Annotated in this window: 21 protein-coding genes; 8 read left to right on the forward strand and 13 right to left on the reverse strand. The window is 65.8% G+C overall.

The genetic code is table 11. The annotated features are described in order from the left end of the window. Nucleotides 1-35: 35 nt before the first annotated feature. Nucleotides 36-536 (reverse strand): DUF2938 domain-containing protein, encoded by a 501-nt coding sequence (locus ASF16_RS15945; protein ID WP_056168981.1) that lies wholly within the window; start codon nt 534-536, stop codon nt 36-38. A gap of 87 nt (nt 537-623) precedes the next feature. Here ASF16_RS15945 and ASF16_RS15950 point away from each other — a divergent pair, with 87 nt between their 5' ends. After that, entirely contained in the window at nt 624-1,049 is a 426-nt protein-coding gene (locus ASF16_RS15950; RefSeq protein WP_056168984.1) for a helix-turn-helix domain-containing protein, read from the forward strand. Nucleotides 1,050-1,158: 109 nt separating this feature from the next. On the opposite strand, the gene ASF16_RS15955 is transcribed toward ASF16_RS15950, so the two are convergent. The 6 genes from ASF16_RS15955 to ada all read right to left on the reverse strand — a co-directional run bounded on the left by ASF16_RS15955 (nt 1,159) and on the right by ada (nt 6,704). After that, the gene (locus ASF16_RS15955; protein ID WP_056168988.1) at nt 1,159-1,656 is read right to left on the reverse strand and encodes an EVE domain-containing protein; all 498 of its coding nucleotides are present in this window, start codon (nt 1,654-1,656) and stop codon (nt 1,159-1,161) included. 291 nt (nt 1,657-1,947) lie between these two features. Then, complete coding sequence (locus ASF16_RS26220; RefSeq protein ID WP_156372089.1) at nt 1,948-2,742, reverse strand: ankyrin repeat domain-containing protein; 795 nt, start codon at nt 2,740-2,742, stop codon at nt 1,948-1,950. A gap of 2 nt (nt 2,743-2,744) precedes the next feature. Further along, the gene (locus ASF16_RS26225) at nt 2,745-3,635 is read right to left on the reverse strand and encodes a hypothetical protein (RefSeq protein ID WP_156372090.1); all 891 of its coding nucleotides are present in this window, start codon (nt 3,633-3,635) and stop codon (nt 2,745-2,747) included. 367 nt (nt 3,636-4,002) lie between these two features. Further along, nucleotides 4,003-4,653 carry a DNA oxidative demethylase AlkB gene (alkB, locus tag ASF16_RS15960; protein WP_056168993.1) on the reverse strand — a complete coding sequence of 217 codons (651 nt, stop codon included), beginning with the start codon at nt 4,651-4,653 and terminating at the stop codon, nt 4,003-4,005. A gap of 162 nt (nt 4,654-4,815) precedes the next feature. Beyond that, nucleotides 4,816-5,571, reverse strand: a complete 756-nt coding sequence (locus ASF16_RS15965; RefSeq protein ID WP_056168996.1) for a 2OG-Fe(II) oxygenase — start codon at nt 5,569-5,571, stop codon at nt 4,816-4,818. Continuing rightward, nucleotides 5,568-6,704 (reverse strand): bifunctional DNA-binding transcriptional regulator/O6-methylguanine-DNA methyltransferase Ada, encoded by a 1,137-nt coding sequence (gene ada, locus ASF16_RS15970; RefSeq protein WP_056169385.1) that lies wholly within the window; start codon nt 6,702-6,704, stop codon nt 5,568-5,570. Before ada ends, ASF16_RS15965 begins: the two co-directional genes overlap by 4 nt. A gap of 399 nt (nt 6,705-7,103) precedes the next feature. Here ada and ASF16_RS26485 point away from each other — a divergent pair, with 399 nt between their 5' ends. Beyond that, nucleotides 7,104-7,616: a DUF3592 domain-containing protein gene (locus ASF16_RS26485; protein WP_056168999.1), complete on the forward strand. Its 513-nt coding sequence runs from the start codon at nt 7,104-7,106 to the stop codon at nt 7,614-7,616. Between the two features lie 103 nt (nt 7,617-7,719). Here the strand turns inward: ASF16_RS26485 and ASF16_RS15980 are convergent, their stop codons facing one another. Together ASF16_RS15980 and ASF16_RS15985 are read right to left on the reverse strand one after the other, a co-directional pair. Continuing rightward, nucleotides 7,720-10,554 (reverse strand): DEAD/DEAH box helicase, encoded by a 2,835-nt coding sequence (locus ASF16_RS15980; RefSeq protein ID WP_056169002.1) that lies wholly within the window; start codon nt 10,552-10,554, stop codon nt 7,720-7,722. 142 nt (nt 10,555-10,696) lie between these two features. Then, nucleotides 10,697-11,635, reverse strand: a complete 939-nt coding sequence (locus ASF16_RS15985; protein WP_200926909.1) for a helix-turn-helix transcriptional regulator — start codon at nt 11,633-11,635, stop codon at nt 10,697-10,699. Nucleotides 11,636-11,783: 148 nt separating this feature from the next. Here ASF16_RS15985 and ASF16_RS15990 point away from each other — a divergent pair, with 148 nt between their 5' ends. The 3 genes from ASF16_RS15990 to ASF16_RS16000 all read left to right on the forward strand — a co-directional run bounded on the left by ASF16_RS15990 (nt 11,784) and on the right by ASF16_RS16000 (nt 15,262). After that, nucleotides 11,784-12,260 carry a DUF3237 domain-containing protein gene (locus ASF16_RS15990; protein ID WP_056169004.1) on the forward strand — a complete coding sequence of 159 codons (477 nt, stop codon included), beginning with the start codon at nt 11,784-11,786 and terminating at the stop codon, nt 12,258-12,260. Between the two features lie 87 nt (nt 12,261-12,347). After that, complete coding sequence (locus tag ASF16_RS15995) at nt 12,348-13,370, forward strand: tripartite tricarboxylate transporter substrate binding protein (RefSeq protein ID WP_056169006.1); 1,023 nt, start codon at nt 12,348-12,350, stop codon at nt 13,368-13,370. Between the two features lie 182 nt (nt 13,371-13,552). Further along, entirely contained in the window at nt 13,553-15,262 is a 1,710-nt protein-coding gene (locus tag ASF16_RS16000) for a DUF6351 family protein (protein ID WP_082516960.1), read from the forward strand. Nucleotides 15,263-15,360: 98 nt separating this feature from the next. On the opposite strand, the gene ASF16_RS16005 is transcribed toward ASF16_RS16000, so the two are convergent. The 3 genes from ASF16_RS16005 to ASF16_RS16015 all read right to left on the reverse strand — a co-directional run bounded on the left by ASF16_RS16005 (nt 15,361) and on the right by ASF16_RS16015 (nt 16,985). Beyond that, complete coding sequence (locus ASF16_RS16005) at nt 15,361-15,876, reverse strand: hypothetical protein (protein WP_056169011.1); 516 nt, start codon at nt 15,874-15,876, stop codon at nt 15,361-15,363. A gap of 71 nt (nt 15,877-15,947) precedes the next feature. Further along, complete coding sequence (locus ASF16_RS16010; RefSeq protein WP_056169392.1) at nt 15,948-16,199, reverse strand: GlsB/YeaQ/YmgE family stress response membrane protein; 252 nt, start codon at nt 16,197-16,199, stop codon at nt 15,948-15,950. A 120-nt stretch (nt 16,200-16,319) separates the two neighbouring features. Beyond that, the gene (locus ASF16_RS16015) at nt 16,320-16,985 is read right to left on the reverse strand and encodes an adenylate/guanylate cyclase domain-containing protein (RefSeq protein WP_056169014.1); all 666 of its coding nucleotides are present in this window, start codon (nt 16,983-16,985) and stop codon (nt 16,320-16,322) included. A gap of 103 nt (nt 16,986-17,088) precedes the next feature. Here ASF16_RS16015 and ASF16_RS16020 point away from each other — a divergent pair, with 103 nt between their 5' ends. Then, on the forward strand, nt 17,089-17,478 hold the full coding sequence (locus ASF16_RS16020; protein WP_056169395.1) for a hypothetical protein: 390 nt from the start codon (nt 17,089-17,091) through the stop codon (nt 17,476-17,478). A gap of 105 nt (nt 17,479-17,583) precedes the next feature. On the opposite strand, the gene ASF16_RS16025 is transcribed toward ASF16_RS16020, so the two are convergent. Beyond that, nucleotides 17,584-18,156 carry a C40 family peptidase gene (locus tag ASF16_RS16025; protein ID WP_056169017.1) on the reverse strand — a complete coding sequence of 191 codons (573 nt, stop codon included), beginning with the start codon at nt 18,154-18,156 and terminating at the stop codon, nt 17,584-17,586. Nucleotides 18,157-18,361: 205 nt separating this feature from the next. Here ASF16_RS16025 and ASF16_RS16030 point away from each other — a divergent pair, with 205 nt between their 5' ends. Together ASF16_RS16030 and ASF16_RS16035 are read left to right on the forward strand one after the other, a co-directional pair. Next, complete coding sequence (locus ASF16_RS16030) at nt 18,362-19,522, forward strand: PQQ-dependent sugar dehydrogenase (RefSeq protein ID WP_082516961.1); 1,161 nt, start codon at nt 18,362-18,364, stop codon at nt 19,520-19,522. A 144-nt stretch (nt 19,523-19,666) separates the two neighbouring features. Continuing rightward, entirely contained in the window at nt 19,667-20,269 is a 603-nt protein-coding gene (locus ASF16_RS16035; protein ID WP_056169020.1) for an isochorismatase family protein, read from the forward strand. Nucleotides 20,270-20,360 lie beyond the last annotated feature (91 nt).

A 20,360-nucleotide genomic window follows, 5' to 3' on the forward strand; every position in this document is an offset into this window, starting at 1 on the left:
AGCTCCATTCAAAAACAGGGATAGGCGAAAAAGGGTCAGGCCGCAACGCAGCGGCTCCACGCCCAGGAGGCGAGGTACAGGCCCAGGCCGAACACCGTGTGGTTGGCCAGGCTACGCAGCCGGTTGCGCCACGGCGTGGCAGTGCGGGACGCCGCGATGCCGCTGCCCATGGCGGGCTGCATCACAAACCATGGCGCCACCACGGTGGCAATGCCGATGGCCAGCGCCGGCAGCAGCGTGGGCTCTGCAGCCCAGCCGCGGCCGTTCACCAGCACCGCCAGGGCCGCAAACCCAATGCCGACGGCGTAGTGCACGACCCAGCCCGCCACGCGCTCACCACGCACCGGCGTGGACTGGGCAATGGCGTCGTGAAACCACCGTCCGCGCAGCAGATGCCCCGCCCAGCGCCCTATCAGCGCGAACGGCTGCGTGGGCACGCCCAACTGCCTGATCACTGCCAGCCACACGTCCATCACTGCGGTCGCGCCGACGCCGATCCACAGCACGCGCAGCGCCTCGTGGGTCCATTCATTCATAGGTTCCTCGTTTCTTTCACAGTTGACTGAGCACCGGTGTCTGGGTACTGTACGAATTCAAGTCAACTTGAAGTCAAGAGGTTTTTTGTGATCGACATCGGCGAAGTCGCCAGGCGCTCGGGCGTGGCCGCGTCCGCTCTGCGGTACTACGAAGAAAAGGGTTTGATAGCCTCCACCGGCCGCCACGGCCTGCGGCGGCTGTTCGACGCGCGGGTGCTCGATCAGCTCGCTTTGATCGCGCTGGGGCGCGTGGCGGGTTTCTCGCTGGACGAGATCGCCACCATGTTTGCGAGCGACGGCCAGCCCGACATCGATCGCGCCATGCTGACGGCCAAGGCGGACCAGATCGATGAGATGGTGCGGCGCCTGGAAGCCATGAGCGCCAGCCTGCGCCATGCCGCCGTGTGCACGGCGCCGAGCCACATGGAGTGCCCTTCGTTCCGCAAGCTGCTGCAGTCCGCAGCGTCGGGCGACATGGCGCCGCGAGAGCTCATGCCCCGGCGGCGGGGGTGAGTGTGTGGGCCGCGACCGGGCCGTGGGGCGGTGGCCGTTGCTGCGGTATGGCTGCCCTGGAGAGCGATACCGCAGCGATGCGGCAGTATTGCGAAAGCGATGAGCCCCGTCAGCCCGCCTGCAAGGCGCTGACGATGGCCGCCCACTCGGCCGGGGCGACGGGCGTGATGGACAGGCGGCTTCCCTTTTGCAGCACGCGCATCTCGGTCAAGGCGGGGTGCTCCCGCATTTCAGCCAGGGGCATCAGCCGCGTCTTCTTCACCGCCTGCACGTCCAGCAGCAGCCAGCGCGGCTTGTCTGCGGGTGACTTGGGGTCGTGGTAGGGCGATGCGGGGTCGAACTGGGTCGGGTCCGGCCGCGTGCCCGAGGCCACGCGCGCGATGCCGACGATGCCGGGTTCGGGGCAGCTCGAGTGGTAGAACAGTACGCCGTCGCCCACCTGCATGTCGTCACGCATGAAGTTGCGGGCCTGGTAGTTGCGCACGCCGGTCCACGGCACTGTGGCGGCCGGGGCGGCCAGGGCGTCGTCGATGGAGCATTCTTCGGGCTCGGACTTCATGAGCCAGTAGTGCGGCGTGCGGCCAAGTGGGGCGGTGGGCGTGGTCATGGCGGCATTTTGGCAAAGCCGGGGCCGCATGGGCGACGGTGCGCTTCTGGCCCCGAGGCGGCGTGGACGCCTGAGGGCTATTGAATGCATAGCTGCTGGCGCTTGTCCATCCAGCGGTAGAGCACAAAAATAGCCAGATAAAGAGCCAGCGCGCGAACGTGACGACTTCATTGCCCCGCTGAGCATTAGCAGCAAAAACTCTTGAAGAACCGCTCCGGCCATGATGAGTGGATAGCGCTTTAAATCAATGCAGTGATCTGGTATGAAATATCAATAACCCAAAGCAATTCTTTATTTCCGATTTTTTCCATTTCTTGCTTTTGTGGAATTCTGTTTTTCCTTCGCTGCCGTCAATAGTTCAATAACTTCGGGATTGTTTTTCTTTTTTGCCATATCCCAAACTGTCAAACCATTTTTTTTTGAAATATCAAGACGTGCGCCGTGTTTTAAAAGCACTTTAATGACGGGTATGTTTGAAAGAGAAACTGCCCCCATCAGAGGGGTTGCCAAAGGATTGCCCATGCTGTTTACATCAAATCCATTTTCAATCATGTATTCGACAAAAATGGCCGCATCCTCCTGTGGAGAGAATGTAGATAGCTGAGCAGTACTGAATATTCTATTTCTATCTGTTTTTGAGGTGGGAAACTTTGCATGATTTTGAATCAATTTGCATGCAATGGAGTACTTTGAGGTGATGAGGGCTGCCTCCAGTGGAGTAATTGAAATATCTGCCCTTCTGATATTTATGTTTGATCCGATATCTATCAAAAATTTTGCAGCAGGCCAATTGCCGACAGCCGAGGCTGCGATGAGGGGAGTGATGCCAGGTGGAACTACGATCTTGTCCGGATCATTGCCTGACAGGATTGACGCTATTGTTGAAGCATCTGCGCCCATTTCAATGGCGTGGTAAAGGGGGTGCGGATTGGGAGATGCTGTTGATGTGGGCAGCGGCACAAAGGGTGTAGTTTCCGCTGCCTTACACAAAGACTTCATTTCTGGTGAAAATTCTTTTGCATAAGATGAGAAATTCAACGAAAAAAATAGGCAAAAGAATAAGTAAACTAGTTTTCTCTTTTTCATTTTTATCCCGTTAATTCGCTTTGTCGGCGGACTGCAGCTTCCTTGATAATATTTCTGGCGGCTTCCCAATCTTTGCCAGCCAAATGTCGAGTTAAATAATACTTTTCCTCGGGCCAAAGAATTATCCCTTTTTTTTGAAGATCTTTTTCTATGGCTGCAGTACCGAGAAGCGCTGAGAACCCGGCGTATGCAGAGGGCTCCAGCGCACCAATCATCGCGTCCAATACGGGTCCCCCAACTCGTGTGGCAGCCGTACCTGCAGAAGTTAACACAGGCCGCCCAGAAACAGCCGTCTGCGCTGCCTTGGATGCCTTTGCGAGTCTCTCACTCTCTTTTTGTGACCATTGCCCCAGGCGCGTATTGCTGTAGGTGGGTATCTTTTCAGGCAAGGTTGTTGCCTTGTTTCCCAAGACACTGCCAGGAATGAAGCCATCTTTCTTCATGTAGTCTGTCAAGGTTTTTTCGGCGTACGTAGCAGCCGTCCCTGTGCTGGAGCGGCCTGCAAACAGATCACCCAAAACTGACGTACCAGCATCCAGCATATTGGAGAGCCGCTGGTGTGGCTGAAGGGGCTGAAAAATACGGGCTTGCGTCAACTTGACAAAGGTTTTTGGGTCATTCTTTTTAATATCCATCATATATTGATGATAGCGTACGGGATTATTTTTTCTTAAGTACTCTACGTAGTCAATGTAGGCAATTGTTTTTGGAATATGCTTGCGTGCATCGGCAATGTATCCCTTGGCTTCATCATGCGGGCTTTTGGGTGCAGACTCTGTTTTTACCACGATACCGTTCAATGTGACGGTGACCGGTGAAGTTGTTTCGTTTGGAGATGGCATTCGGTCTGAATAGACTGGATGCCCATTTTTATCTTTGTAGAAGTACATCATTTATCAGTTTCCCAAGCTATTTCATGTTGATGAAAAGGCGGTATCTCGACTTCGATATTGCTATCATCAAGAGACGATTGGGAACTATAGCGAGAGTAAGTTTGACCAGCTGCAACGAACAGAAACGATATAGATTTGTGCATAATTCAAATTAAAACTATGCATTTATTCTTCGCAGGGGATGCTGAGCACAGAAATATGCTGTTTAGAGGCGCCGTGCGCTTGTACAAACGCAAGATTGCCGATCTGGGTGAGCACCAGACCATCGCCCAAAAAATCGATCTCGCAGAGTTTGGCTGTGCTGGTCTATGGGATGCTTGGATGGAGCGATGGCCGCACCGGCGGGGCGAGCGCAATCTGTGGTCTGTCAGCCGGCCTTGCGAAAGGTGAGGTTGATGCGCACCGGCCCCGTCATCGCATGCTCCCCCACGGCCAGCGGTAATACGCCATGGAACCGCAGCCGCGCCGGCCCGCCCCACACCACCACGTCGCCATGCCACAGGCCCACGCGCCGGGCCTGGTCGGCGCGCGCTGCGCCGCCCCACAGGAAGACCGCCGGAATGCCGAGCGAGACGGACACGATGGGGTGGTCGTAGTTGCCCTCGTCGCGGTCCTGGTGCAGCGACAGCCGCGTGCCGGGCTCGTAGCGGTTGATGAGGCAGGCGTCGGGCGTAAAGCCGGGGTAGCCCGCTGCATCGGCGGCATTGAGGGCCAATTGCCGAAATGCAGCGGGCATGGGCGGCCAGCGCTTGCCGGTGTCTGGGTCCACAGGGCCATACCGGTACCCGCTGCGATCGCTGATCCACCCCAAAGGTCCGCAATTGGTCATGGCGACCGACATGCGCTTGCCGCCGGGCGTGATGAGGTGCCTGAAGGGCGCGCTGCCCGCAATGGCGTCGACGGCGTGCAGCAGCTCGGCCGCCTGCTCCAAGGCAAAGCCGCGCAGCACCACGGCACCCGGCTCCAGCAATTCGGGCTCGTGGGGTGTTGGCAAATGTTCGAACAGATCCAGTGTCATCGTGTGCAAATCCCTGCCGTTGCGCCAACACGCGGTCGCAGCAACTGGCGCGGCCGAGGCCAGTGCACCCGTGGAACTGGCTCTGCCAGGCCACCGGGTGCGTCCCCCTCCCGCGCAGCGAGAGAGGGGGAAGGCGCCGCAGGCGACTCAGGGGGAGAAAGTTTATTCAGCATCATGAAAGATGATCCCCGCCGTGTGCCGCTGCCCTGACCGCACACGGCTCACACCGTGCCGCAGGTTCACTCGGTACACGCCCCGCGTGCCCTGCACCGGGCGGTGGTGCACGGCGAACGCCACGGCATCGCCCTGGCGCAGGGGCACCACCTCGGCGCGCGACTGCATGCGGGGGCGTTGTTCGGTCAGCACGAACTCGCCCCCGGTGAAGTCCCGACCGGGCTCGGACAGCAGGATGGCGACCTGCAGCGGAAACACATGCTCGCCGTACAGATCCTGGTGCAGGCAGTTGTAGTCGCCGGGCGCGTACTGCAGCAGCAGCGGTGTGGGGCGCAACTGGCCGGCCGCATGGCAGCGCGCAATGAAGTCGGCATGCCGCGCGGGGTAGCGCACCTCGATGCCCATGGCGGCGTTCCAGTGGTTGGCGATGGGCTGCAGGTGCGGGTACAGCGCATCGCGCAGCCCGGCCACCACGTCCGGCAGCGGGTAGCTGAAGTACTGGTATTCGCCCAGGCCGAAACCGTGGCGCTGCATGACGACGCGGCTGCGGAACACGGGCGGGCCGGCCTGGCGGTACAGCCCGGCCAGCGCCATGCACTCATCGGGGCCGAGCAGTTGCTGCAGCACCGCGTGGCCCTGGGTGTGCAGGTCGTCGGTGGCCTGGGCCCAGTCGATGGCGGCAGTGCGACGAGGCCAGGTGCCCTGGCTCGGGCTTGTCGTCGGGGTGCGGGGCAGTGCGCTCATGCTGCTGCCTTCTTTGTGGCTGCTGGGGCTGCGGCCTCGGCCTCGCGTTCCAGCAGCACGCGCTTGCGCTCCACGCCCCAGCGGTAGCCCGACAACGCGCCGTCGCTCCGCACCACCCGGTGGCAGGGGATGGCCACGGCCAGCGCATTGGCGCCGCAGGCCTGTGCCACGGCGCGCGTGGCGGTGGGCGCGCCGATGCGCTGGGCGATCTCGGCATAGCTGGCGGTCTGCCCGGCCGGGATGGTGCGCAGCGCCTGCCACACCCGCTGCTGGAAGGCGGTACCCTGCACGTCCAGCGGCAAGGCCAGGCCCACGCCGGGGGCCTCGACAAAGCCCACCACCTGGGCGACCAGCGCTTCGAAGTCGGTATCGCCGCCCACCAGCTGGGCCTGGGCGAAGCGGTCCTGCAGGTCGCGGACCAAGGCGTCGGGGTCGTCGCCGAGCAGGATGGCGCACAGGCCCTGGCCGCTGTGCGCCACCACGATTGCGCCCAGCGAGCACTGCGCCACCGCAAAGCGGATGCGCTGCGTGGCTCCGCCCGCTCGATAGTGCGTGGGTGTCATGCCCAGCACCTGGTGCGACTTTTCATAGAAGCGGCTGCTGGACTGGTAGCCCGCGCTGTAGATGGCGTCGGTGACCGAGTCGGCCGGTTGCTCCAGCGCGCTGCGCACGCGCTGCTCGCGCCGGGCGGCGGCATAGGCCTTGGGCGTGAGGCCTGTGGCCTGCTTGAAGATGCGGTGAAAGTGCGATGGGCTCAGGCCCGCGCTGGCTGCCAGCGCATCCACAGAGGGCGCACCGTCGGCTGCGGCGTTGTCGATGGTGCGGCAGGCGTCGGTCACCAGCGCCGCATGGTGGGCCAGCGCCGTGGGCTGCCGGGGCCTGCAGCGCTGGCAGGGGCGAAACCCGGCGCCTTCCGCGTCGGCACAGCTGGCATGGAACCGCACGTTCTCGGGCCGGGGCGTGCGCGCTGCACAGCTGGGGCGGCAATACACGCCGGTGGTCTGCACCGAGTACCAGAAACTGCCGTCGGCCTGGGCGTCGCGCGCCACCACCGCTGCCCAGCGCGGGTCGGCCTGGGTGGCCGCTGCGTGTGCGGCCTGGTCGGCCTGGCGAGAGGTCGGGGTGCGGGGCATGGCGGGGCGGTGGGTGGCTAGGGTGTTCATCTGCATGGTGGATGGCTCACAAATTGGTTGCGATGCCATGCACTCTAGGGACGGGGTGTGCGGGGCGCACTCCGAAGTCTGCTTTTGAATTCTGCGCCACTGCGGCGGATGGTTCTAGACTTCATGCCGTCTTTCCGTTTCCATCGTCACCGTCCACAGCCTGTCACACGCTGGCGGGCAACAGTCACCCATGCCACCTCGCACCGCGTTTGTCCGCCTTGTTGTTTCCATTGCCACCGCGCCGCCGACCGTATCGCGCAGCGATGCTGCCAGGGTCACTGCGTAGTGGGCAAGTCCAGCACGCGCAAACGGCAGCGCCGACGCGACACACCGCCCGGTGGCGCCAACGCGCGACCCATCGGTTCGGGGATGTGGTCGCAGGTCGCGCTGGCGGTGGTCGCCTTGATGCTGCTGGCCACCAGCCTGGGCTTGCTGTTCTTCGGCGTGGGCCCCACGCTGGTGGACTGGTCTCGCATGCGCCACTGGCAAGCGGTGCCAGCGCAGGTGGAGTCCGCGCGGTTGCACCAGGGTGGCACGGCGCGTGGCGGCACCTACTACCAGGCCCTGGTGCGCCATCGCTACATCGTGGACGGCACGCACTACACCGGCCAGCGCGCGGTGATCGACACCGCTGGCGACGGCGGGCGCCGCTATCACGAGCAGCTGGTGGCGCAGTGGCAGGCCGCGCAGCGCACGGGGGCGCCGATACAGGTGTGGGTCAACCCTGACAAACCGGCGGAATCGGTGGCGGACCGCAGCCTGCGCGTGGGTTCGCTGCTGTGGGACCTGGTGACGGTGGTGTTCACCGGTGCCGGCGGGCTGCTGTTGCTGCGCTTGTCGGTCTGCACGATCCGGCGAGAGCGCAGGTTGCGAAAGCCATAGACCGCCTGGCGCCGGGTGCTGCGCTGTGTTGGTGTGCACTGCGGGGATGTGCTACTTATTTGATAGCTGCTAGCGCTTTCCTATCCAGCGGTAGAGGCACTTTTTATTCGTTTTCAGGCGGCTGCAGGGGCCTGGGCCGGCGCTTGCCCGTGCCGCCCCACCGCCGCGCATCCTCACCCGGAATGGCCAGCGGGTTGTTGGCCGGCTCGGCCAGCGGCGCCAGCAGTGCCGTCAGGTCGGCCTCGCTGAATTTCACCGCGCCGGCTTCGTCATGCCCCAGCACGCCTTCGGCCAGGGCCGCCTTGCGGGCCTGCAGCTCCAGCATGCGCTCTTCGATGCTGCCTTCCACCACCAGCTTGTAGACGAACACCGGCTGGTCCTGCCCGATGCGGTGGGCCCGGGCGGTGGCCTGTTCTTCCACGGCAGGGTTCCACCAGGGGTCGAAGTGGATGACGGTGTCTGCCGCGGTGAGGTTCAGGCCCGTGCCGCCGGCCTTGAGGCTGACCAGCAGGATGGGCGCACTCGCCGCGTCCTGGGCCTGAAAGCGCTGGACCACGGCGCCGCGCTGGCCGGGCGGCGTCTGGCCGGTGAGCGTGGCGTAGGGCAGGGCCAGCGCATCCAGACGTTCGGCGGCCAGCATCAGCAGTTCGGTGAACTGCGAGAACACCAGCACGCGGCGGCCTTCATCGACCAGCGCGGGCAGCATGTCGGCCAGCAGGTCGAGCTTGGCGCGCTCGGTGCCGGGGTGGACGGTGGCGCCTTTGACCAGGTGCGGATCGCAGCACACCTGGCGCAGCTTGAGCAGCGCATCCAGGATGGTGATCTGCGAGCCTTCGAAGCTCTGGCGCTCCAGCGCGCGGCGCACCTGCTTGTCGGCCGTGGTGCGCACGGCTTCGTACAGCTCGCGCTGTTTGCCCTGCAGTTGCACGCGCTGGATGACCTCGGTGCGCGGCGGCAGCTCGGTGGCCACGTCCTGCTTGCGCCGGCGCAGGATGAAGGGCCGCACGCGCTGGGCCAGCAGCTGGGCACGCAGGGTTTCGCCGTTCTCCTCGATGGGCTTGCGCCAGCGGGCGTTGAAGCTGCGCACATCGCCCAGAAAGCCGGGCATCAGAAAGTCGAACTGCGCCCACAGCTCGCCCAGGTGGTTCTCCAGCGGGGTGCCGGTCAGGCACAGCAGGTGCGGCGCCTGCAGCTTGCGCAGCGCCCGGGCGCTGCGGCTGCCGGCGTTCTTGACCATCTGGGCTTCGTCCAGGATGAGCAGATGAAAAGGCCCGGCCGCGAGGGCATCGACGTCGCGCCAGAGCAAGGGATAGGTGGTCAGCACCAGGTCGTGCTGCGCGATTTGCAGGAACCGCCGGCCCCGGTCAGGCCCGTGCAGGCTCAGCACGCGCAGGCTGGGCGCCATGCGCGCGGCTTCGGCCTGCCAGTTGAAGAGCAGCGACGTGGGCACCACCACCAGGGCGGGGCGGACGAGTCGGCCGGCATCTTTTTCGGCCAGCACATGGGCCAGGGCTTGTGCCGTCTTGCCCAGCCCCATGTCGTCCGCCAGGATGCCGCCCAGGCCCTGGGCCCGCAGGTACTGCAGCCACGCCAGGCCTTCGAGCTGGTAGGGGCGCAGCTGTATCTGCAGCCCGGCGGGGGCGTCCACGGGCTGCGGCGCACCGATGCGGCGCAGCCGCCGGGCCAGGTGCGCCAGGCCCCGGTCGCCCTGCAGTTGCCAGCTGTTGTCCCACCCGTTGACCGTGCCCACGCGGTGCGCCTGCACCAGCCCTGCGCGCAGCGCCTCGATGCGGCGTGTCTCCCAGGCGCCCAGGCGCAGCGGGTCGCCGTCCTGCAGTTGTTTGCGCGTGGGGTCGGTGAGCAGGTCCACCATGGCGCCCACGATGGCCTTGAGCGGGCCGGCGGGCGCGTCGATGCGCCGCCCGCCGGGCGCGCGCAGCGAGATGACGGCGATGTCGTCGATGGCCGCCATCTGCCGCGCGTTGAGCCAGCGCACGTCGCGGCGCAGCAGGTCGGCCAGCATGGGCGCCAGGTCCAGCATGACGCCGTCGATCTCGATCCCCAGGCTCAGCAGCCAGGCGCCTTCGCGGTCGGGCAGGTGCAGCTTTTGCACCGGGCGCTCGCGTGGGCCCAGCGGGCCGTCGACTTCCCGGGCCAGCAGCTCGCCGGTGTCCGGGGCGATGACGAGCTTCCAGCGCTGCACGGGCACGCTTTCGTGCGCGAAGCCAGGGCGCACCACCACGCTCCAGCCTTCGGCGCGCAACGGCGGGATCTGGTCGGCCCAGAAGTCGCCGAAGTGCGCCTCCTGCGGCAGGGTCCACACGGGGCCCAGCGTGGCGGCGGCTTCGCGGTGGCGCCATTGCAGGTGCTTGGGGTCCACGGGCACCAGGCCCAGGTCCCACACCCGGTCCATGGCGTCGGCCTCGGCCGCCAGGCTGCGTTGCATGCGCACCACGGGGCCGCCGGTGTCGTACAGGTCCTGAACGGGGGCAGGGCGGGCGTTGAGCACCGAGGTGGGCGCCGCGGTCTCCCAGCGGGCTCCGCTGTCGGTGCGGTAGGTCCAGTCGATCTGCGCCAGGGTCACGTTCTCGCCACGCGGGCCCAGTTTGCCCTGGGGTGCCATGCCCAGCAGTCCGTCGCCCCGGCCCAGTGTCATGAGGGTGATGCGCGGGCGAAAGTGCCCCGGCACCAGGCCCGATGCCGGCGGGGTGGGCGCGGACGGGGCGGCGGTTGCGGCGGCTGGAGGGGCTCCGTCTGCAGTTCCCTCGCGCAGCAGTGCCATCACGCGCGCGGCCTCGGCATCGGTCAGCGGAGCCAGTGCCTGCAGCGCGGCGGCATCGGCGCGCTGGCGCAGCGCGCGGGCCCAGGCGGCGATCAGGGCGTCGCGGTTGGAGCGGGGCGGTTCGGGGTGGGCGGCGACTGGGCCTGCGGCGGGCATAGGCCGCCGATTGTGCCGTGCCGGGCGGGCTCAGGCCGGGCGCGCCGGGGTACCTGCTGGTGTGGGGGCGGGCCTGTGGCCGTGCCGGTTCATTGTGGAGGTGCAGGCCATCGGTCTGCGACCCTCGCGCCGGTGGGGCGCTTCAGCCGCCCAGCACCCGCGCAAACAGCTCGTTGCGAAAGTGGATGCCCAGGCGTGCGAAGGCGCGGTTGCGGTAGGTCTTGACGGTGGGCACGCTCAGGCCCAGGTCGCTCGCGATGCCCTCGTGCGTCATGCCCTGCAGCAGCCGGGCGCAGACATCGAGCTCGCGGTCGGTCAGCTCGGCCTGCAGCCGCATCAGGCGCATGCGCAGCGCTGGCAGCGCGTCTGCAGCCAGCGGACCGAGCGCCGCGTCGGCCGCCGGCAGGGCCGGGGCGGCGTGCGGGCCGGGCTGATCGTGCCCAGGGGCCAGCGGGCTGCCGCCCGGCCCCTCCAGCCACAGCATGGGCGAAGAGGGCGCACAGGCGTGCGACAGCAGGATGTGCTTGCGGGTGAGCGCCAGCAGCACGGGCGCGACGGATTCGAAGGCTGCGATCTGCCGGTCGCTGAACGCGCGCTGGTGCTGGTGGCGGTAGAAGTTGACGGCGAAAACCGAGCCATCGCTTTCGTATTCGACCACCGATACGCGCTCGGCCACGCCATGGGCCTCGTACACACGGGCGCGGTGCTCGCCCTCGACCTCGGTGGCGGTCACATGGCACAGGCGGGTTTCGGGCTGGGCGAACGGCGCCTCGTCGAACGAGCGTCCCCAGGTGCGGTCGCTGCGGTACGGGCCCGACAGGTACGCCCACCAGCAGTCCTGCGTGGTGTCCGGTACGCCCCGGCTGGCCGACATGAAGAGCGTGGGCTTGCAGCGGTGGCCCGTGCGGTACACCGACCAGGACGCCGCAGGCAACACCGGCTCCAGGTCCTGCAGCAGGCCCGGTGCAAAGCCGTTGTCGCCCAGGCGGTGCACCATGCCGGCGAGCGTCTGGCTCGCGGCACTGTGCAGCACCTGCCGGCCGGGCGCTGTCTGCGAGGAAGGGGGGAGCCACTGCCGCATGGGAAAGTCTGAATGGGGGAGGTGATGCCGGCTGAAATCGGGAAGTGTGCGTCAAAACCGCCGGGCCAGCCGCCGCCGGACAGTCGGGTTATCCCGTCATCCTCTGGGATGACAGGCATGCTTGGCAACGGGACTTACGCTAGGGCCCATGTCTGACCTCATCCCCTTGCCCGACCCGCAATTCCGATTTTTTGCCGACCTGCGCGTGGAGGTCGGCACCCCGCAGGAGGTGGGCCACACCGTGCACGGGCTGCGCCGGCTGATCCCCATCCTGGGCGGCAGTGCCACCGGCGACGGCTGGAGCGCCCGGGTGCTGCCCGGTGGCGCGGATTTTCAGCTCATCGTGAACGACCGGCTGTCGGAGCTGGACGCACGCTACGTGCTGGAGACAGATGGCGGCGATCTCATCTATGTGCAGAACCGGGCGGTGCGCTCCGGCCCGGCCGAGCTGATCGCCCGCCTGGTGCGCGGCGAGCCGGTGGACCCGGCGCAGATCTATTTCCGCTGCAGCCCGAGCTTCGAGACCGCGTCCCCGGCGCTGGCCTGGATCGCCGAGCGCATGTTCGTCGGCACCGGCGCGCGCTACCCGGACGCCGTGGCGATGCGCTTTTTCGAGCTGCGGTAGCCGGCGGCTGCCCGTGTTGAACCCACCCACCGTTTGCCTTTGCGTTTTTTGACCCTGACCGACCCACAAGAATTTCTGGAGACAACCATGAAGACCACCGCCCAGCCTCGTTCCTCCCTGACCACCACACCCCTCCGCGCCCTCGTGGCCGCCGCCTTGCTGGCCGGGCTCATGCCCTGGGCCGGCGCCCATGCGCAGGGGGCTGCTACCTACCCGAACAAGCCGGTGCGCATCATCGTGGGCTTTCCGGCCGGCACCGGGCCGGACATCGTGGCGCGCCTGCTGGCGCAAAAGCTGTCCGAAGGCTGGGGCAATGCCGGCGTGATCGTGGACAACAAGCCCGGCGCCGGCGGCCTGATCGCCGCCAGCGAAGCCGCGCGCGCCGTGCCCGACGGCTACACGCTGATGCTGGGCGAAACGGGCCAGCTCAGCATTGCCCCCAGCAGCTACAACAAGCTGCCCTACGACCCGGCCAAGGACTTCACGGCCGTGAGCCAGGTGGTCACCTCCGACTTCGTGCTGCTGGTCAACCCGCAAAAGGTGCCGGCGCGCAACGTGAAGGAGTTCGTCGACTGGACCAAGCAGCAAAAGGGCCTGTTCCTCGCCACCTTCGGCGCGGGCACGCCCGGGCACTTTGGCGCCTTCATGTTCGGCGATGCGGTCAAGCTCAAGCCAGAGCCGGTGCACTACAAGAACACGGCCGATGCATTGGGCGGCCTTTTCAGCGGTGACGTCCAGGGCGTGTTCGCCAGCGTGGGCCTGGCCGCCCCCAACGTGAAGGCCGGCAAGCTGGCCGCGCTGGGCACCACGGGCGCCACCCGCACCAACACGCTGCCGGACGTACCCACCATCAAGGAACAGGGCTACGCCAACCTGGAGTTCTCGTCGTGGTTCGGCATCGTGGCGCCGGCCAAGACGCCGCCGGAGATCATTGCCAAGCTCAATGCCGACATCGTCAAGGCGGTGCAGTCGCCCGAAGGCAAGGCCAAGATGGAAGAGGCCGGCTTTCGCGTGACGGGCACCAGCCAGCAGGACTTTGCCCGCACCATCGCGGCCGACACCGTGACCTGGGGCAAGGCCGTGGCTGCCACGGGCTTCAAGGCAGATTGACAGACTGCCTACGGCGCTGCGGGGCCATCGAGCCGCCGGGCGGTTGAAGGGTTGAGCAGTTGACGCCGCTCAGCACCTGCCAATTCATTTCCACAAGACCTGCATCTGCGAAAGCAGGCGGCGGGAGCCTGGGCGCAGCCGTGCCCTCGGCGACACCACGACAACCTCAGGAGACAAACGCCATGCCTTTTGCCCATGCCTTGCGGGCCCTGCCGCCCGCTGCCCACAGTGCGCGCTCATCCGGATTGCGCCGCAAAGTCATGCCGGCCGCTCTCGCCATGCCCTTGCTGATGGCTGCGTGCGGCGGCGGCAACGGCGATGCGTCGGCGCAGCAGGCCACGCCGGCCGCGGCCTGCGCCGAACTGCCGGCCAAGGCCGGCTTGGCCGCCACCTCGCTCACCACCAGCTACGTGGCCGCAGACACCAAGCGCCCCGGCGGCGCCGCCACCGGCAGCTTTTTGCCGGGCCACTGCGTGGTCACCGGTGCCATCAACCCGCGTGTGGGCGTGGATGGCAAGAACTACGCCATCGGTTTTCAGCTGAGCATGCCGGACAACTGGAACGGGCGCTTCCTGTTCATCGGCGGCGGCGGCAACGACGGCATCCTGCGCGACACGTCGCTTAGCTCCAGCATTTCGGTCGGAACCCCGTCCCCGCTGGGCCAGGGGTTCGCGGTGGTGTCCACCGATGCGGGCCACAGCGGCACGTCGGCCAGCTTCGGCGCCGACCCGCAGGCCCGTATCGACCATGCCTACAACTCCTACGACAAGACGGCCGTGGCCGCCAAGTCGCTGATCGCCACGCGTTACGGACGCAAGCCCGACCACTCGTACTTTTCGGGCTGCTCCGGCGGCGGGCGGCAGGGCATGATGTTCTCGCAGCGGTTCCCGGACTATTTCGACGCCATCACTGCGGGCGCGCCGGCCATGCGGGTATCGAGCGGCGCGACGGTGGCGGCGATGTGGAACACCATCCAGTTCAACGCCATCGCCCCGCAGGACGGCGCAGGCAAGCGCATCCTGTCGCAAGCCTTCAGCAATGCGGACCTCAACCTGGTGGCCAACGGCGTCAAAGCATCGTGCGATGCCGCAGACGGTGTGGCCGATGGCCTGGTGAGCAACGTCAAGGCCTGCCAGTTCGACCCGGCCGTGCTGCAGTGCAGCGGCGCCAAGGGTGCCGACTGCCTGAGCAGCGCCCAGGTGGGTGCGCTCAAGAGCGTGTTCGCTGGCCCGCGCAACTCGGCAGGCCAGGCGCTGTATGCCGGCCAGCCGTGGGACCCGGGCCTGGCCGCCCCCGGCTGGCGCACCTGGACGCTGGGCAGCTCCACCACTGCCACACCGGATGCGCGCTACATCACGCTGATGGTGGACGCCCTGGTCAACGAGTTCTTCACCCCGCCGGACCTCACGTTCAACCCGCTGACGTTCAACTTCGACACCGACCCGGCCCGCATGGAGGCGTATTCGGCCATCTATGACACCTACCGGGACGACAAGCTCGCGGCCTTCAAGCAGCGCGGCGGCAAGATGCTGTTCATCCACGGCATGTCAGACCCGATCTTCTCGGCAAACGACACCATGGACTACTACGAACGTTTGGCGGCCAACAACGGCGGTATCGCCGCCACGAAGGGTTTTGCGCGCACCTTCCTGGTCCCCGGCATGAACCACTGCTCCGGTGGCCCGGCCACGGACAACTTCGATTCGATTCAGGCCATGGTGGATTGGGTGGAGAAGGGCGTGGCGCCCGACACCATCGCCGCCAAGGCGCTACCCACCAACACCGACATGCCCAACCGCACCCGGCCGCTGTGTGCCTACCCGCAATTCGCCAAGTACAAGGGGTCGGGCAATGTGGAAGACGCCAGTAGCTTCGTCTGCTCGGCGGAGTAGGCCGCACAGCGGCGGTTGGGTTGGATGATTGCGCTCCGGGCTTGGCTCTGGGGCGCAGCTCTGCAACCGCCTTACCGCCTTACGCTTGCTCTACCGCGCTATTTGCGTGGTTTGGAAGGGGATGCGGGCGCGGGCAGTTGCAGTTGGGCCTCCTGCACCACGCGCACGCAGTCGCGCAGATGCTGCTCGCCCAGAAAGCGCAGCGTGGCATATCCGATGCCAGCGGCTACCGCCTGCCCCGCCAGCGGCACGTACTTGGCCACCTGCTTGGTGGTCAAGCGCATGCCCACGCTCTGGGTCGCGCGCAGCACCAGTTCGCGCGTCACCAGTTTGCCGATCAGCACCGAGCCGACCAGGCTCACCGCCTTTTGCACCTGTTCGCGCTTTTGCGGGTCGAGCTGGTCGATCTGCTGGGCCGACAGGCCGAACTCGGTATTGATCTGGGGCAGCAGGCGCGAGAGCAGGGCGGCGTCCACTGCCCAGTCGAGTCCGGGTATGGGCATGGCACTGGCCGCCGCAGCCACCAGGGCGCGACGGTGCAACAACTGGCGGCTGCGCTGTACGGCGGCCTGCAGGGCCGGATTGCCGGCGGCCATCTGAAAGGAGGTGGGCATGTGTGCGTTGCCTATATAAAACTGTGCGTATGCGCCTGTGGTGGGGGGCGGGTTATGGCTTGGAGGTGCGATCAAAACTTGTTTCTGACCAGCCCGAACAGTGCCAGCAGCATCATGGCGCCGATCACCGAGGCGATCCAGCCCGCAGCCTCGCCCTGTTCGTACCAGCCCATGGCCAGTCCCACGTACGTCGCCAGAAACGCCCCCACCACGCCCAGCAGCGCGGTCATGATCCAGCCAAGGTGGTCCCGCCCAGGCTTGAAGGCGCGTGCCAGCAACCCCACGACCAAGCCCACCAGCAGTGTCCCTATCAGTGCCGTCATGATCATCCCCTTTAGTTATGTCCGTTGAGGATGAATGTAGGGATGGGGCTGCGCGGGACCTGTCGGACAACAGGCTTTATAAACGTCCCGGCATTGAGCCCGCAGCTTGCGGGGTGAAGGCTAGGTGCGGGCGAGCGGCCTGTCGTACAGGCACCGCTCGAACCGGTGCGAGGGCAGGGCCAGCCCTGAAATCTCGTGCTGGCCCGCCGCACAGTCATAACGGCCGGCGGGCAGGGCCGCGTGGGCGGCCTGGGTGAGCAGGATTTCGCCGGGGCCGGCAATGTCTTCGCCCAGCTTGCACGCACAGTTCATCTCGGGGCCGTAGAGGTCCTCATGGGCGATCACCAGGGTCGGCCCATACCCGATGCCGGCGCTGACAGCCAGCGCGCGTTCGGGCGGCAGCACTGCGTTCATCGCCTCCAGTGCGCGCAGGGTGTCCAGCGCAGCCTCCAGTGCGTGCTCGGCGCTCGAGAACACCGCAAACAGGTTGTCGGCCTCCTGCTTGATGACCACGCCGCCGTTGCCCTCGATGGCAGGGCGTGCGGCCTGCTCCATCTGGTGGATCATGCCCAGGAAGTGGATGATGCCGTGCCGGGCGGTGATGCGCGAGAAGCCGCACATGTCCAGCACCAGAATGCCCACGTCGCGCACGAAGGCCGCTTCGATGGCCGCGTCCACCTCGGAAGCGGTATCAGGCTGCTGGTTGCGCTGCGACAGCAGGCGTCGCAGGTAGTTTTTGTCGTGCGGCGTGTCCGGTGCCGTGGGCGAAGGGGTGGTGGAGGTCATGGCAGGCCTGTGGGAGGTGTCCGACATGGTAGCGCGGCAGGTACTGGCGGTGGAGCTTGGAGGGCGCGCCTACATTGACTCGTCTGCACTGGAAGAGAAGACCATGAAAAGAACCTTCAAGACCCGCTCACTCCCCCTGGTGTTCGTTGCCGTACTGGCTATGGGTGCCTCGTTGGCCGGCCCAGGCGCTGCCCGCGCGCAAGTTGGCGACGATGCGTCGCTCGCCCGCGGCGCGGTGGCTGACGCCACTCCCCAACAGCGTTACCAGACCGCCATCCGCGAAGCGGGCGGTGGGCTCAAAGTCAGCCTGGAAGAATGCCGCAGCATGGGCGCGGGTGACCGCAAAAGCTGCGAATCACAGGCCCGCGCACGCTATCAATCCGACATGGCCAAGGCCAAAGGCATCCTGCGTGGAGATCCTTCTGCCGGACCCGTGAATGTGGTGGGGGGACCGATCCGCAGTACCGAGACGGTCTACGAGATCAAAAGGTAATCACGCGTAACGCTCGCCAGTCCAATGCAGATGCCAGTCGCAACCCAGAAGCCGCACAGCGCCCTACACCAGCGGCGCAAGGCTGGCGGTTTGCCATGCAGCCGGTCACTTGGCGGACGCGACGTCCTTATTTTCGGTGGCAACGCGACGGGCACCGTTGAAGCGGCGGGCCCAGTACGATACGCCCATGTCCTCGACGCGCACTTCACTGCCGCTGCGTGGGGAATGGATGAATTTGTTGTCGCCCACGTAAATGCCCACGTGGCTGAAATTGCGGCGCATGGTGTTGAAGAACACCAGATCGCCAGGCTGCAGGTCTTTCTTGTCGATGACCTGGGTAGCAGCTGCTTGCTGGTCCGCACGGCGGGGTAGCAGCAGGCCTACCGTTTGCTCGTACATGGCGCGCACAAAGCCGCTGCAGTCAAAACCGGTTTCTGCGCTGTTACCGCCACGTTTGTAAGGCACGCCGAGAAAACCCATGGCGTGAATCGCCAGGTTCGAAGCGTTGTCGGCCACCGTGTGCGCCTTGTCTGCTACGCGCTGGGTGACGTCTTCAAGCCGCGTTAGCAGGCCTTTATCCGCAATGAAGCGGTCCATCTCGTCAGAGTTGGCCCCTTGGGGCGCCGCCTGGGCGGTGGTGGCGCAGGCCACCAGGAGGATGCAAAGCCATCTGGACATGGGGACGGAGGGTAACACGTACCTTTGCTTATAAGAAATAATCAACCCTGCAAGCCGTTGATTACGTTCACGTAAATCAGCCGTTACGCTGTAGGAGAAGGCGCCGTGAGCGGTTTCGCCTGCTCCGCAGCGTGCGGGTAAAGCTTGATTTAAATTCAGGGTTATTCGCGGTTGGAGCCAACCGCATCGCGAGGAGCGTCAGTTCATGAATGGCAAGAAAAACGAGTGGTTGAGGCTGACACGGCCCGCGGCGCAAGCCTTGGCAGCTATAGTTTTGGGTGCCAGCGGGTGGGATACCGCTTTGGCGCAGACGGGATCGCCCGCCGTGGCGCTGGCCCCGGTGGCCACCGGTCTGGTCAATCCGTGGGCTGTTGCTTTTTTACCCGACGGGCAATTTCTGGTGACGGAGCGGCCCGGCCGCATGCGTGTCGTCCAGGCGACAGGGCAGGTCGGACCGGCTCTGGCCGGCGTGCCGTCGGTGGCGGCCAGCGGGCAGGGTGGCCTGCTCGATGTGATCACTGACGCGAACTTCGCACGCAACCGCCGCATCTTCTTTTGTTTCTCCGAACCCGCGGCAGCGGGAGCCTCAGGCAACAGCACGGCGCTGGCGCGTGCCACCCTGTCGGCCGATGCACGCAGCCTGCAGGACGTGAAAGTGATCTTCAGCCAGCGCCCCAAGGTGGACAGCGCCTTGCACTTCGGCTGCCGTATCGTGCAGGCGGCCGACGGCAACCTGTTCCTGACACTGGGCGAGCGTTACCAGCGCAAGGACGACGCCCAAAAGCTCGACAACCACCATGGCAAGATCGTGCGCATCATGCCCGATGGCGCCGTGCCCGCAGACAACCCATTTCGTCAGCGCGCTAGTGCCTTGCCCGAGATATGGAGCTACGGCCACCGCAATCCACAAGGCGCCGCGCTGGCGCCGGACGGCACTCTGTGGATGCACGAGCACGGCCCGCAGGGCGGTGACGAGATCAACGTGCCGCAACCGGGCCGCAACTACGGCTGGCCGGTGATCACGTACGGAGAGAACTACGGCGGCGGCAAGATGGGCGAGGGCACGGCCAAGGCGGGCATGGAGCAGCCGCTGCACTACTGGGTGCCTTCCATCGCGCCGTCGGGCATGGCCTTCCTCACTAGCACGCGCTACGGCGACGCCTGGAAGGGCAGCCTGTTCATCGGATCGCTCAAGTTCGGCACGCTGCACCGGCTGGAGGTGACGCAGGGCAAGGTGCAGCGCGAAGAAAAACTGCTGCAGGGCAACGGCGAGCGCATCCGCGACGTGCGGCAGGGGCCGGACGGCCTGCTGTACCTGCTGACTGACAGCCCGCAGGGCCGCTTGGTGCGACTGCAGCCCTCTTGAAGCTGCGCCGGCTGCCCGGTCCTTGGAAGGGGCGAGGAGGCAGAGTCAGCGCCGCAGCATCGCCAGCACAAGGCGCAAGGTGCGGCAGGGCTGCGACAATGCGCCCATCCATCGAGAACCGGCCGCCCCGAGTGGCCCACACCCATGCTGCTTGACGCTACAGAATCCCAACTCGTCCTGGTCGACTACCAGGAACGCCTGATGCCCGCCATCTTCGAGGGCCCCGCCGTGCTGGCCAACGCCCGCCGCCTGGCCCAGATCGCGGCGATGCTGGACGTGCCCGTGTGGGGCACGGAGCAAAATCCATCGCGCCTGGGCGCCAACGACCCCGCGCTGCGCGCCCTGTGCCAGAAGACCCTGGCCAAGATGAATTTCAGCGCCACCGAAGAAGGCCTGGGTGAGTGGCTGCGCCCGCCGGCCCGGCCCCAGGGGGGCAACGCACGCAGCCTGCCCAAGCACCTGCAAAAGCCTGCCCAGCAAGAGGCTGAGCGCGGCACCATCGTCATCGCCGGCTGTGAAGCCCATGTGTGCCTGCTGCAGACGGCGCTGCAACTCATCGAGGATGAGTTCGACGTCTGGGTGGTGACCGATGCCTGCGGCTCCCGCACCGAGCGCAACCGCGACGCGGCCTTCGACCGGCTGGCCGGCGCAGGCGCCGAACTGGTGACGACCGAGATGGTGGCTTTCGAGTGGCTGGGCAGCTGCGAACACCCAGCCTTCAAGGATGTGCTGGCGCTTATCAAGTAGCCTGCTCAGTCGGTGAAGAGGAGGGGCGCCGCACCAAGCCAAGGGGCGGCAGTGCTCGGCGCCGAAGCCTCTGAAAAGCGCGCTGCCTATT

Source organism: Acidovorax sp. Leaf78 (assembly GCF_001422735.1).
Taxonomy (GTDB): domain Bacteria; phylum Pseudomonadota; class Gammaproteobacteria; order Burkholderiales; family Burkholderiaceae_C; genus Acidovorax.